The organism is Sphingomonas xinjiangensis (assembly GCF_014199255.1).
Lineage (GTDB): Bacteria > Pseudomonadota > Alphaproteobacteria > Sphingomonadales > Sphingomonadaceae > Sphingomonas > Sphingomonas xinjiangensis.
The window spans coordinates 89,645-102,259 of the sequence record NZ_JACIJF010000006.1 but is presented as its reverse complement, the minus strand read 5'-3'; the positions used below and the strand labels follow the sequence as shown (position 1 = coordinate 102,259).

Here is a 12,615-nt window from a genome sequence, read left to right as displayed (position 1 = left end):
CGCCGAGGAACTGGCTGGTATCTTGTCGGAGTTAGAAGATCAGGCGGCGCACATCGTCGAAGCTGGTGGCGATGTCCTGGACACCCAGCGCGCGAAGGCGGCCCGCGTGGCCGGGGGCACAGTGCGTGGCGGCGCACATGCCAATGACGTGTGCGCCCGAGGCGACGGCGCCGGTTGCGCCGACGGGGGAATCCTCCAGGATCACGCAGCGGGCGATGTCGACGCCCAGTGCCTGTGCGGCATGAAGGTAGATGTCCGGCGCGGGCTTGCCGCGCTCGACATGCTCGTGACCGCTGAAAATCTGGTTGCCGAACAGGTCGCGCACGCCGAGATGCTCTAGGTGGCGGCTGATCCACACGGTGCTGCTCGACGAAGCAATGGCGCGGGGCAGATCGGCCGGCAAATCGTGCAGGAAGCGGATCGCGCCGGCGACCTCGGGCAGGCCTTCTTCCAGCACGCGGTGGTCTTCGGCGCGCCGTGCCTCATGGAAGCTGTCGGGGATCGGACGGCCGATCCACTGCTCGACGGCGCCAAGGAACGCGCTGCCCGACAGGCCCATGAAATTGGCCATCGATTCTTCAGGGGTGGTGGGGTGGCCGATGCTGCTGAGATAGGCTGCGATCTGGCGGTTGCCGGCGGCTTCGCTTTCCAGCAGCACGCCGTCGAAGTCGAAGATGATGGCGTCGAACTTCATGCGCGGGCTCCAAACAGGGCAGAGCCAACCCGGACATGGGTGGCGCCGATGGTCACGGCCGTGGGAAAGTCGCTCGACATGCCCATGCTGAGCCCGCCCGGGCCATGGTCGCGCGCCAGCTTGGCGAGCAGCGCGAAATAAGGGGCGGGTTCCACCTCGAGCGGCGGCACGCACATCAGCCCGGCCAGAGGCAGGTCGGCAGCGCGCGCCTGTTCGATCAGCTTGGGCAGCTCCGCCACCGGGCACCCGCCCTTTTGCGGTTCGTCGCCAATATTCACCTGAAGGAAACAGGCCGGCCGCCGACCTTGCTTGTCCATCGCCTTGGCAAGCGCGGTGACCAGCGATTCGCGGTCGACCGAGTGGATCGCGTCGAACAGCGTGACGGCCTCCTCTGCCTTATTGGATTGAAGCTGGCCGACCAGATGCAGCTCGATGCCCGGCGTTTCCTCGCGCAGCGCGGGCCATTTTGCCTCAGCCTCCTGCACGCGATTCTCGCCGAACACGCGCTGGCCCGCTGCGATGAGCGGGCGGATGGCGTCGGCGTCGTGGGTCTTCGAGACCGCGATCAGCGTCACCGCCTCTGGCTTACGGTCGGCGATGCGTGCGGCGTGCGCGATGTCGTCGCGCACCTGAGTGAGGCGCTGGCTGGCGTCGTCTGTGAGCATGGGGTGCGCTATAGGCAGGCGAATGCGTGCCCGCCACCCCTCCCCGCCCCGGCTCTGGCTGATGACCGACGAGCGCATGGGCGCGCGCTTGTGGGTGGCGCTGGAGCGGCTGCCGCACGGCAGCGGCGTGGTGTTCCGGCACTATCGCCTGCCGCTGGCCGAGCGGCGGGCGCTGTTCGCGCGCGTGGCGAAGGTGGCCCGGCGGCGCGGACTGGTGCTGCTGCGTGCGGGCGAGCAGCGGCTGGGACGTTGGGAGGATGGCACGCATGGGACCCGACGGCGAGTGCGGGGCTGGTACAGCCGGGCGGCGCATTCGCCGGACGAGGTGGTGGCCGGGCTGCGCACCGGCGCCGACCTGTTATTCGTGTCGCCGGTGTTTGCCACGCGGTCGCATCCCGGGGCGACAACGTTGAGGCCAGTGCGGCTGGGAATGCTGATGCGCGGGGTGGCCGTGCCGGTGATCGCCCTGGGCGGAATGGACGAGGGGCGCGCGCGGCGGCTGCGTGGTTTGGGGGTATATGGTTGGGCTGGGATTGATGCCTGGGCTGGATAGGCGGGTTGATTTTACCCCGTTCCCGGGCTGAGGCAGGGCCGCGCTGCAACGAAGCTTGAGAGGACAACCGCAGTCGCCACCGCGTGGCAATCGCGGTTCGGCCTTCGCCGGAGCGAGTGGGCTTAGGCTAGCATCGGCTTGAAGCGGCTCCGCGCCTTAGAAGCGGAAGGCGGTGCCCACATAGACCGCCTGGCTGTCGCGGCGATCGTCGCTGAGCTTGGGCAGGCGGTCACGCTCGCTCTTGTACCGCACGCCGGCGGTCACATCGAGGTTGCGAGTCAGCGAGTAGGAACCGCCCAGGTCCATCGAATAGCTCGGCTTGTCGCCGATCAGCACCGGCGTTCCATCGAGCGGACGGTCGGCAGTGGCCTGTACCCGGCCCGAAGCGCGCTTGCCGCTGTAGCTCAGACCGAGATTTGCGCGCTCGCGGCTGCCGGGCTGGTGGACCAGTTCGACCTTGGTGACGTCGCCCGACACGGCGAAGCGCTTCCAGCCGACCGAGACGCCAAGGTTGTACCCGATCGGTGCCAGGCTGACCGCGGCCGGCGCGGCGGCGGCGAATTCCTCACGCTCCAGGCGGACCGTACCCGTCCTGCGCGCGCGCACCGCCACGGTCACGCCGCGGCGAGTGCCGGTGCGAGCCTCAGATGGCGTGAAGCGGAAGCCCGCTTCGGGCATGCCGCTGCGTGCGAGGATGGCGGCGAGCTTGGGATCGGCGGCTGCCGGCGTGAAAGTGCCGAGGCCACCGCGCGGCGTGAACGCCTGTCGCGGCGCAACGCGGCGGTCATCGCCGGCACGGTCCTGCGCATGCAGGGCGGGCGACAATGCGGCGCCAAGAGCGCACAGCACTCCCAGTCCCACTGCCGATTTCCACCCTGGCCGTCGCATGATCTACCCCTCTTATGCACTCGCCCTACCATGAAGTGGGATCGAGGTTCCACTGGGTCGAGGGCAGTCTTGCATGTGTCTGACAATTTTCGTGCCAGTGTTGCCCGATCCCCACAGATTCGCGGTCGTTCGGCACAGGGTTGCGCTGCGGCCGGCGCGGCTCAGCCGCCTTGCTACCGCCACATGCGCCACTATAGATGCAGCTTGCCTATCTATCTGCCTGTAGGAATGTGTCGATGAACCGCCTGTTGCGCACTGCGATCCTAGGGTCGCTCGCTTTTTCGATCACTGCGTGCGGCGGCGGGAACGACCGTCCGAGCGCCGACCTGGCCGCGTCGCGAGTCACCACCATCGGCGTGAACTCCTATCTATGGCGTGCGAGCCTCGACACGCTGAGCTTCATGCCGCTGCTCCAGACCGACTCCAATGGGGGCGTGATCGTCACCGACTGGTACATCAATCCCAACGTGCAGACCGAGCGGATGAAGGTCACCGTGACCGTGCTCGACCAGGATCTGCGCGCCGATGCGGTGCGGGTCGCAGCGCTGCGCGAAGTGAACCGCAACGGCCAGTGGGTCGCCGCGCCAGTTCAGGCCGCCACCGTGCAGAAGCTGGAAGACGTAATTCTCACCCGCGCCCGCGACCTGCGCCGCGCCGCCGTCGCCAACTGATCCAACGGCAATAGCATGGCGTCGCGTTTCAATCCGCTGAAGGCAGACGCCGCGTGGCAGAAGGCGTGGGACGACAACCGCACCTTCGCCGCGCGCGACGATTCGCCCAAGCCCAAGTCCTTCGTGCTCGAGATGTTCCCCTATCCTTCGGGGCGCATCCATATGGGGCATGTCCGCAACTACACGATGGGCGACGTGCTGGCGCGCTACCGGCGGATGACTGGGCATGAAGTGCTCCACCCGATGGGGTGGGACGCGTTCGGGATGCCCGCCGAGAATGCGGCAATGGAGCGCAAGGTCCATCCCGGCAGCTGGACGCGCGCCAACATCGCGACGATGAAGGCGCAGTTGAAGCGCCTGGGCTTCGCGCTCGATTGGACGCGCGAGATCGCGACCTGCGAGCCCGATTATTATGGCCACGAGCAGGCGCTGTTCCTCGATCTGCTCGAAGCCGGGCTGGTCTATCGCAAGGAAAGCGCGGTCAATTGGGATCCGGTCGACATGACCGTGCTGGCCAACGAGCAGGTGATCGACGGCCGCGGCTGGCGTTCGGGCGCATTGGTGGAGCGCAAGAAGCTCAGCCAGTGGTTCCTCAAGATCACACAGTTCGCCGACGAACTGCTCGACGGCGTGCGCGGGCTCGAGCATTGGCCCGACAAGGTCAAGCTGATGCAGGAGAACTGGATCGGCAAGTCCGAGGGGCTGCAGTTCCGCTTCAAGCTGTCAGATGGCGGCGAAGTCGAGGTGTTCACTACAAGGCCCGATACGATGTTCGGGTCGAGCTTCGTCGCGGTCGCGGCGGATCACCCGATCGCGCAGTCGCTTGCGACCGACAATCCCGAAGTGCAGGCGTTCATTGAGCGCTGCAAGCAGGGCGGCACCACCGCGGCCGAGCTGGAGACGCAGGAAAAGCTGGGCTTCGATACCGGCATCCGGGCTACGCATCCGCTGGATGCCAGCTGGGAGCTTCCGGTCTATATCGCGAACTTCGTGCTGATGGATTACGGCACCGGCGCGGTGTTCGGCGTGCCGGCGCATGATCAGCGCGACTTCGAGTTCGCAACCAAATACCAGCTGCCGATCCGGCGCGTGGTCTCCGAGGGCTCCCAAACCGCGCCCGAGTTCCACGGCACCGAGGCCTATACCGGCCCGGGCACTATCGTGAACTCGCACTTCCTCGACGGGCTCGACATCGCCGACGCGAAACGCGAGGTCATTCGCCGCGCCGAAGCGGGCGGCTGGGGTACCGGCACGACGGTGTGGCGCCTGCGTGACTGGGGCGTCAGCCGTCAGCGTTATTGGGGCACGCCGATCCCGATCATCCATTGCGAAAGCTGCGGCCCGGTGGGCGTGCCGAAGGACCAGCTGCCGGTGGTGCTGCCCGAGGACGTCAGCTTCGACATTCCCGGTAATCCGCTGGACCGGCATCCGACCTGGAAGCAAGTCGACTGCCCGAAGTGCGGCAGCCCGGCGCGGCGCGAGACCGACACGCTCGATACCTTTGTCGATTCGTCCTGGTACTTCCTCCGCTTTGCCAGCCAGCCGAGCGATCAGCCGTTCGACAAGGCCGTGGCCGAGCAATGGCTGCCGGTCGGCCAGTATATCGGCGGGGTCGAGCATGCGATCCTGCACCTGCTCTACGCGCGCTTCTTCACCCGCGCTCTCCAGCATATCGGCAAAATCGATGTGGCCGAACCGTTCGCCGGGCTGTTCACGCAGGGAATGGTGACGCACGAAACGTACAAGTCGCTCGACGGGCGCTGGCTCTCGCCCGAGGAAATCCGTAAGGATAGCGCCGGCGCAGTCGAGATCGCCAGCGGGGACATCGTGACGTTGGGCCGCATCGAAAAGATGTCCAAGTCCAAGAAGAACACGGTCGATCCGGAGCCGATCGTCGACCAATATGGCGCGGACGCAGTGCGCTGGTTCATGCTGTCGGATTCGCCGCCCGAGCGCGATCTGGAGTGGAGCGAGAACGGCATCGAAGGCGCGTGGCGCTTCGTGCAGCGGCTGTGGCGGCTGTTCGACGGGCTGGAAGATGCGCAGGGCGAGGACAAGGATCTCGACCGAAGGCTGCACCGCACGATCGCGGGCGTCGCCGAGGACATCGACGCGCTGACCTTCAACAAGGCGGTGGCCAAGCTTTATGAGCTTACCAACGCGATCGAGCGGGCGCAGCCGTCCGCATCGCGCAACACCGCCATCCGCACGCTGGTGCGGGTTGTGGCGCCAATGGTGCCGCACATCGCCGAGCAGGCCTGGGCGGAGATGGGCGGCGAAGGGCTGATCGCCGACGCCCCCTGGCCCGAGGTGGACCCTGCCCTGCTGGTCGATGACGAAGTCACCATCGCGGTTCAGGTTAATGGCAAGCTGCGCGACACGCTGGTGATGCCCAAGGGTGCGCCCAAGGATCAGGTCGAGGCGGCGGCACTCGGCGCCGAGAAGATCGTTCGCGCGCTCGAAGGCAACGCTCCGAGAAAGGTGATCGTCGTGCCCGACCGTCTCGTGAATATCGTCGCATGAAGGCGCTGCTGCTCCTCGCAGGTGCGCTGGCGCTCTCCGGTTGCGGGCTGCGGCCGCTATATGGCGGTGGGGCGGCAGGCCCGGTACAGTCGGTGCTCGCATCGATACAGGTTGCTCCGATCGAGGGGCAGTCGGGCTGGCTGATGTCCAACGCCCTGCGCGATCGGCTGAACGCGGGAGAGAACGCCGCGGCACGGTACCGGCTCGAGGTACGGCTGGACGACCGGATTGCCGGGCTTGGCGTTCGCCGCGACGACAGCGTCACGCGTGAGCGGCTGACGCTGCGCGCGCGCTATCAGCTGGTGGATTTGAACAACGGCACGGTGGTGCTGGATGCGACCGCGGGATCGGACGCTGGCATCGACGTCGTCGGGTCCGAATATGCAACGATCGCCGCCGAGCGCACCGCGCTGGAGCGGCTGTCGGGCATCGTCGCAGACCAGATCGTCGGCCGGGTGGCGCGGTACGCCAACGCCACTCCAGCACCGCAATGAAGGCCAATGCGGCGCAGATTCGCGCCGCAGTCGACAAGCCCAAGCCTGACATCCGCCTGTTTCTGTTCCACGGTCCGGACGAAGCCGGTGCAGCCGAGCTCGCCGACCGTCTGGGCAAGGCGCTTGGGCAAGGAGCCGAGCGCATCGACCTGGACATGAAGGCATTGCGCGAGCAGCCCGGGCGGCTGGCTGATGAGGCCGCGTCGCTGTCGCTGTTCGGCGACGCCCGCTATGTCCGCATATCCGGGCTCGAAGAAGCCGGTGGCGAGGCGGTGTCTCTGCTGCTCAAGGCCGAACAGGCCGGCAACCCCGTGGTGGCGATCGGGCCAGGTCTGAAGGCCAGCGGCAAGCTGGTGAAGATGATCGTTGCCGCGCAGAACGCCCTCTCCTTTGCCTGCTATGTGCCCGAAGGCATGGATGCGGTCCGCCTCGCCTCCGATCTGGCGAGAGCGCAGGGGCTGCGGCTGACCGGCGACGTGCCCCAGCGGCTTGCGAGCGCAAGCGGGGGCGACCGCGCGATCCTGGCGCGTGAGATCGAGAAACTGGCGCTGTATCTCGACGCCGAACCCGAACACCCGCGCGAGGCCGATGGCGACGCGCTGGACGCGATCGGCGCCGATCTGGGCGAGGTCGAGTTGTTCCATGCGATCGACGCTGTGCTGGACGGGCGCGTGACCGAGCTGGGCGTGGAGATCGGCCGGCTGGTGCAGGGCGGTGGATCGGTGATCCCGTTGCTGCGTCAGCTCGTGCGGCGATTCATGACGCTCGCCGAACTGCGCGCCGACATGGATCGCGGACTGGCGGTGGATGAAGTGCTTGAAAAGCATCGCGTGTTCTTCAAGGAGAAAGCTTCCACCGCGCGGGCGCTGCGCCGCTGGAGCGCGCCGCAAATCGCTCGCGCGATCGAACGCGTGCGCGAAGCAGAGCGCGGCGTGATGCACGGCGGCAGCGCCGGCGATGTCCTGGCCGAGGCGGAATGCACCGCGATTGCTCGCCAAGCGGCGCGCGCGCGGGGCTGAGCCCCCGCCGCTCAGCAAATATCAGCGTTGCTCGGGATAGTCCGCGCCGAGCGTGACCGCCTCCCACTTGTCGATCTCCGCCGACAAGGTGGCGAGCTTCTCCCGCACTGATCGCAGCCCCGGCGCGCCCAGGATCAGGTTCAGCGGCGGTTCCGCGCTGTCTACCGCCTGTACGATCGCCTCCGCCGCGCGCACCGGGTCGCCTGGCTGTCGGCCGCTATACCCTGCGACTTCGTCGAGGCGCCGATGGACGGTCTCCGCATAGGCATCGATCCGTCCTTCAGACTGCAACGAGCGCCCTGCCCAGTCGGTTCGAAACGGCCCAGGTTCCACGACTGTCACCTTGATCCCAAGCGGACCCACTTCCTTCGACAGCGCTTCCGACAGGCCGACGACGCCGAATTTAGTGGCGGCATAGTAGGAAGAGCCAGGATTACCGACCAGCCCGCCGACCGACGCGACATTGACGATATGCCCGCTCCCGCGTGCGCGCATCGCCGGCAGGACCGCTTTGGTCATGGCGATCAGGCCGAATAGATTCGTTTCGAACTGCGCGCGGTATCCCGCTTCCTCGCCCTCTTCGAACGCGGTCAGATAGCCATAGCCGGCATTGTTCACCAGCACGTCCACCCCGCCGGACGCTTCCACAATAGTCGCCGCAGCGGCGATGTCGGCATTGGACGTCACGTCGAGGCGCAGGGCGCGAGCATTGGGATGACCATCGACCAGGTTCGCAAGCTGCTCCGGGTCGCGGGCGCTCGCGAAGACGCGCTCACCGCGGCGGATCAGCAGTTCGGCCAGGGCCCGGCCGAAACCGGTGGAGCAGCCGGTAATCAGCCAGGTACGATCGGCAGCGGACATCATGCACTCCATGTCGGGACGATGCGCCAAACGCCTGCCGTGCGCTTTGGCTGCACATCCGCCACTCGGCGGGCGGCTAGATCCGCTCGCCGCTCAGCCGCTGGCAGACCATGTCGAGCTGGTCGAGCGTGCCATAGCTGACCGTAAGGGTGCCGCCCTTGGCGCCGTGACTGATCTGGACCTTGAGCCCCAGAACATCGCCCAGCTGCGTCTCCAGCGCGGCTAGATCGGCGTCGCGCATCCCGCTGCCCTGCGCACCATCTTTGTTGCGGCGGCTGCTGGGGGGCTTCGCCTCGCGGGCCAGCTTCTCGGTATCGCGCACCGACAGCCCCTTGTCCGAGACCTGGCGGGCAAGCTTTACGGGATCTGGCGCGCCGATCAGCGCGCGGGCATGGCCCATTTCGATGTCGCCCACGACCACCATCTGCCGGACGGGTTCCGGGAGGTCGAGCAGGCGCATCAGATTGGAGATGTGGCTGCGAGACTTGTGCACCAGCCGCGCCAGCGCCTCCTGGGTATGGCCGAATTCCTGGATCAACCGGGCATAGGCCTCGGCTTCTTCGATCGCGTTGAGGTCCTGTCGCTGGATGTTTTCCACCAGCGCGATTTCCATCGTGTCCGCGTCGCTCAGCTCGCGGACGATGACCGGGACTTCGTGCAGTCGCGCGCGCTGCGCCGCGCGCCAGCGGCGCTCGCCGGCAACGATCTGATAGCTATGCCCGTGTGGACGGACGACGATCGGCTGGATCAGGCCGCGCGCTTTGATCGATTGGGCGAGATCGTCGAGCGCATCTTCGTCGAAGTAGCGGCGTGGCTGGCCGGGATGCGGCGCCAGCGCGCTGACCGGCAATTGCCGCACGCCCGAAGGCTGGGAACCCTCTGCGCCCCCATCCACCGGCGCCTCGGGCAAGCTGTCGCCCAGCAGGGCACTAAGGCCGCGGCCCAGGCCAGGACGCGTCTTGCGGGCGGCGGGATTGGTATCGGTCATGCGGCCTTCTTGAGCTTGGGCAGCCGGTCAATCACTTCGCGGGCAAGCGCGATATACGCTTCCGACCCGGCGCAGCGATAATCATAGATGAGCGCAGGCACGCCGTGGCTGGGCGCTTCCGACAGGCGCACATTGCGGGGGATGACCGTGTCGAACACCACCTTGCCGAGCACCGCACGCACATCGTCGGACACCTGGTCGGTCAGGCGATTGCGGCGATCATACATGGTCAGCGCCACGCCCAGGATCGACAGGCCGGGATTGAAGCGGCTACGGATGCGTTCGACGGTGGTCAGCAACTGACTGAGCCCTTCAAGCGCGAAGAACTCGCATTGTAGCGGTACCAGCAACGCATGTGCGGCGACCATCGCATTGATCGTCAGCAAACCCAGCGATGGCGGGCAATCGATCAGCACCACATCCCATCGACCGGCGACATGCCGCCCGATTGCTGCGTCGAGCCGGTGGGTCCGGGCATCGAATTCGATCAGCTCGATCTCCGCGCCGGAGAGGTCCTGAGTCGCGGGGACGATGTCGAGCCGGGGGACCTTGGTCGCGATCGCAACGTCTTCCAGTTCGGCATCGGTGAGGAGCAGATCATAGGTGGAGCGGTCTCGGTCCGAGCGGCCGATGCCCAAGCCAGTCGACGCGTTCCCCTGCGGATCGAGATCGATCAGCAGCACGCGCTGGCCCGTAGCGGCAAGCGCTGTGCCCACGTTGATCGCCGTCGTCGTCTTTCCTACGCCACCTTTTTGATTAGCGATCGCGATGCAGATCATCTTGGGCGTACCCCTATTGCGACCACGATACCCGATTCAGGTTGTGTCATGCTCGGTTCCACGTGGAACGAACCATGCCACTTCCGGCGTGCCGCTGCCACCTCCGTTTCGGCTTGGCGGCCCTTTGGAAGCACCCAGAGTGTGGATAGACTCGTGCAATGGACGCTGGCGGCGAGCAGCTTACTTAATTCCGCGACCGCACGGGCCGACACGATCGCCGCCGGCTGGGATGGCGTGAATGCCTCTACCTTAGCGTGCTCGACTGATACGTGGGTGAGACCCAGCAAAAGGGCGGCCTCGCGGAGAAACTCGACGCGACGAACCCGTGGCTCAACCAGAACCACCGGGCGATCAGACAATATGGCAGCTACGATGCCGGGGAGGCCCGCGCCGCTACCGATGTCGAGCCAAGCACCTTCGCCAGCATTGCTGGCCAGCGGAACCAGCTGTGCCGAGTCCGTTATATGCCGCGTCCACATCGTATCGAGTGTCGACGCCGAGATGAGATTCTGCTTGGCCGAAGCTTCGGTAAGGATCGCCGCAAAGCGCTCAAGCTGGGTTTCACGTGAAACGCCGAAAGTAGCGCGTACCCATTCCCGCGCCTGCTCTTCGCTCATGCAGCTGCTCGCCGGGTGTGCAGCAGGATCGCCGAAAGCGCTGCGGGGGTGATGCCACGGATGCGCGATGCCGCCCCTAATGTGGTCGGGCGCGCGGCTGCCAGCCGTTCCACCATTTCGTTCGAAAGCCCCGGAATGGCCTCATAGCGCAACCCGCCGTCGAGCCGGATAGCGTCATTCGAACGAAGCTGGGCGACCTCCGCCGCCTGGCGTTCGAGATATGGCGCATAGCGCGCGTCTTCGACGAATTCCTGGAGCATCGCCGTGTCGACCTGCCCGATGTCATCCGGCGCCACATGGCCGAGCGTTACCGACGGAAAGCGCAGCCACTCCTTGGCCGTTCGTTTGGCGCCATCCTGCGCGACATCCGCACCCCTCCCCTTGAGTTGTGCCGCAGTGAACATTTGGGAAAAACTGACCTCCAGCGCTTTACGCGCTTCAACCCTGTTGCGTTGCCGATCCTGGCGATCCTTACCTAGCAATCCCAGCGCATCGGCAATCGACCCGAGCCGCGTCTCCGCATTGTCCGCACGTAGGTACAGCCTGAACTCGGCGCGTGCGGTCAGCATCCGATAAGGCTCGGTAACGCCTTGGAGCACCAGGTCGTCGATCATCACCCCCAAATAGCTGGTTGCACGATCGAGCAGAAGCGGCGCGATGTCACAGGCGTGCGCTGCGGCGTTGCTGCCTGCGACCAAACCCTGCCCCGCCGCCTCTTCATAGCCGGTCGTCCCGTTGATCTGCCCGGCAAAGAACAAGCCCGGGATCGCCGACAATCCGAGCCCCGCCCCTAAGGCACGGGGATCGATATAGTCATACTCGACGGCATAGCCCGGCGTGACGATCTCGGCGCGCTCCAGGCCCGGGACCGACTTGACCATTGCCACCTGAATGTCGACCGGCAGCGACGTGGACATGCCGTTGGGATAGACCAGGTGCGTGCCGAGCCCCTCCGGCTCCAAGAAGATCTGGTGTCCGTCGCGGTCGCCAAAGCGGTGGATCTTGTCTTCAATCGACGGGCAATAGCGCGGGCCCTGCGCATCGATCGCGCCGGTGAACAGCGGCGACCGGTCCAGCCCCGCGCGGATAGCATCATGCGTCGCGGCATTAGTGCGTGTGACTGCACAATGAAGTTGCGGCAGAACCCGGCGGCCCACGGGCGACATCGTCCATGGCTCGCACTCCGAAGGCTGCTCGATCGTTGCTGCCCAGTCGATCGTGCGGCCATCGAGCCGTGGCGGCGTTCCCGTTTTCAGCCGCGCCATCGGCAAGGCAAGTTCGCGCAATTGTTCGGCGAGACGTGTGGCGGCTGCTTCATTAATCCTTCCGCCGCTCAGCCGTTCCTCGCCGCGAAAAATTCGTCCGCCCAGGAACGTCCCTGTAGCGAGCACCACTGCCGACGCATCCAGCGTCGTACCATCGGCGAGCGTCACGCCCGCCACATGCCCGCCGACCAAGTGCAACGCCGCCGCTTCACCCCGGACCAGCGTCAGTCCCTGCTGCGCCACAAGCATGGCCTGAATGGCCGCGGCATAGTGCACTCTGTCAGCCTGGACCCGCGGACCTTGCACGGCGGTACCCTTGCTACGATTGAGCATGCGGTAGTGGATCCCGGCGGCGTCCGCAGCTCGTCCGATGAGGCCGTCAAAGGCATCGACTTCGCGAACTAAATGTCCCTTTCCAAGCCCGCCAACGGCGGGGTTGCAGGACATTGCGCCGAGCGCGTCGAGGTCGAAGCTGAGCAGCGCGGTGCGCGCGCCGCGCCGTGCAGACGCAGCGGCAGCTTCGGTGCCGGCATGGCCCCCGCCGATCACGATGACGTCGAATTGCATGCCGCTCCGGTACTGCATGTTAGCGCAGGCG

At 66.2% G+C, this 12,615-nt stretch carries 13 protein-coding genes; 5 read left to right on the top strand and 8 right to left on the bottom strand.

Features of this window, described 5'->3' with window-relative positions:
• Positions 1-31: 31 nt before the first annotated feature.
• Positions 32-694, bottom strand: coding sequence for an HAD family hydrolase (locus FHT02_RS11655; RefSeq protein ID WP_184087720.1), 663 nt, complete (start codon positions 692-694; stop codon positions 32-34).
• A complete protein-coding gene (locus tag FHT02_RS11650) occupies positions 691-1,359 on the bottom strand; it encodes a YggS family pyridoxal phosphate-dependent enzyme (RefSeq protein WP_184087718.1) in 669 nt (222 codons plus the stop codon). The genes FHT02_RS11655 and FHT02_RS11650 overlap by 4 nt, the downstream gene beginning before the upstream one ends.
• On the opposite strand from FHT02_RS11650, the gene FHT02_RS11645 reads away from it, so the two are divergent.
• Positions 1,358-1,912 carry a thiamine phosphate synthase gene (locus FHT02_RS11645; RefSeq protein ID WP_246352364.1) on the top strand — a complete coding sequence of 185 codons (555 nt, stop codon included), beginning with the start codon at positions 1,358-1,360 and terminating at the stop codon, positions 1,910-1,912. The genes FHT02_RS11650 and FHT02_RS11645 overlap by 2 nt on opposite strands.
• Before the next feature lie 156 nt (positions 1,913-2,068).
• On the opposite strand, the gene FHT02_RS11640 is transcribed toward FHT02_RS11645, so the two are convergent.
• Positions 2,069-2,800, bottom strand: coding sequence for a hypothetical protein (locus tag FHT02_RS11640; RefSeq protein ID WP_184087716.1), 732 nt, complete (start codon positions 2,798-2,800; stop codon positions 2,069-2,071).
• A gap of 236 nt (positions 2,801-3,036) precedes the next feature.
• Here FHT02_RS11640 and FHT02_RS11635 point away from each other — a divergent pair, with 236 nt between their 5' ends.
• From FHT02_RS11635 to holA, 4 genes are read left to right on the top strand one after another with little or no spacing between them, the layout of a single operon-like run.
• The gene (locus tag FHT02_RS11635) at positions 3,037-3,471 is read left to right on the top strand and encodes a DUF3576 domain-containing protein (RefSeq protein ID WP_184087714.1); all 435 of its coding nucleotides are present in this window, start codon (positions 3,037-3,039) and stop codon (positions 3,469-3,471) included.
• A gap of 15 nt (positions 3,472-3,486) precedes the next feature.
• Positions 3,487-5,994, top strand: coding sequence for a leucine--tRNA ligase (leuS, locus tag FHT02_RS11630; RefSeq protein ID WP_184087712.1), 2,508 nt, complete (start codon positions 3,487-3,489; stop codon positions 5,992-5,994).
• Complete coding sequence (gene lptE / locus FHT02_RS11625) at positions 5,991-6,488, top strand: LPS assembly lipoprotein LptE (protein ID WP_184087710.1); 498 nt, start codon at positions 5,991-5,993, stop codon at positions 6,486-6,488. Before leuS ends, lptE begins: the two co-directional genes overlap by 4 nt.
• Complete coding sequence (gene holA / locus FHT02_RS11620) at positions 6,485-7,507, top strand: DNA polymerase III subunit delta (RefSeq protein WP_184087708.1); 1,023 nt, start codon at positions 6,485-6,487, stop codon at positions 7,505-7,507. The genes lptE and holA overlap by 4 nt, the downstream gene beginning before the upstream one ends.
• A gap of 21 nt (positions 7,508-7,528) precedes the next feature.
• Here holA and FHT02_RS11615 read toward each other — a convergent pair whose 3' ends face one another.
• The 5 genes from FHT02_RS11615 to mnmG all read right to left on the bottom strand — a co-directional run bounded on the left by FHT02_RS11615 (position 7,529) and on the right by mnmG (position 12,584).
• Complete coding sequence (locus tag FHT02_RS11615) at positions 7,529-8,368, bottom strand: oxidoreductase (protein WP_184087706.1); 840 nt, start codon at positions 8,366-8,368, stop codon at positions 7,529-7,531.
• A 76-nt stretch (positions 8,369-8,444) separates the two neighbouring features.
• Positions 8,445-9,356, bottom strand: a complete 912-nt coding sequence (locus FHT02_RS11610; protein ID WP_184087704.1) for a ParB/RepB/Spo0J family partition protein — start codon at positions 9,354-9,356, stop codon at positions 8,445-8,447.
• Positions 9,353-10,135, bottom strand: coding sequence for a ParA family protein (locus tag FHT02_RS11605; RefSeq protein WP_184087702.1), 783 nt, complete (start codon positions 10,133-10,135; stop codon positions 9,353-9,355). The genes FHT02_RS11610 and FHT02_RS11605 overlap by 4 nt, the downstream gene beginning before the upstream one ends.
• Positions 10,132-10,752 (bottom strand): 16S rRNA (guanine(527)-N(7))-methyltransferase RsmG, encoded by a 621-nt coding sequence (gene rsmG / locus FHT02_RS11600; protein WP_184087700.1) that lies wholly within the window; start codon positions 10,750-10,752, stop codon positions 10,132-10,134. The genes FHT02_RS11605 and rsmG overlap by 4 nt, the downstream gene beginning before the upstream one ends.
• Positions 10,749-12,584 (bottom strand): tRNA uridine-5-carboxymethylaminomethyl(34) synthesis enzyme MnmG, encoded by a 1,836-nt coding sequence (gene mnmG, locus FHT02_RS11595; RefSeq protein ID WP_184087698.1) that lies wholly within the window; start codon positions 12,582-12,584, stop codon positions 10,749-10,751. The genes rsmG and mnmG overlap by 4 nt, the downstream gene beginning before the upstream one ends.
• Between the last annotated feature and the right edge of the window lie 31 nt (positions 12,585-12,615).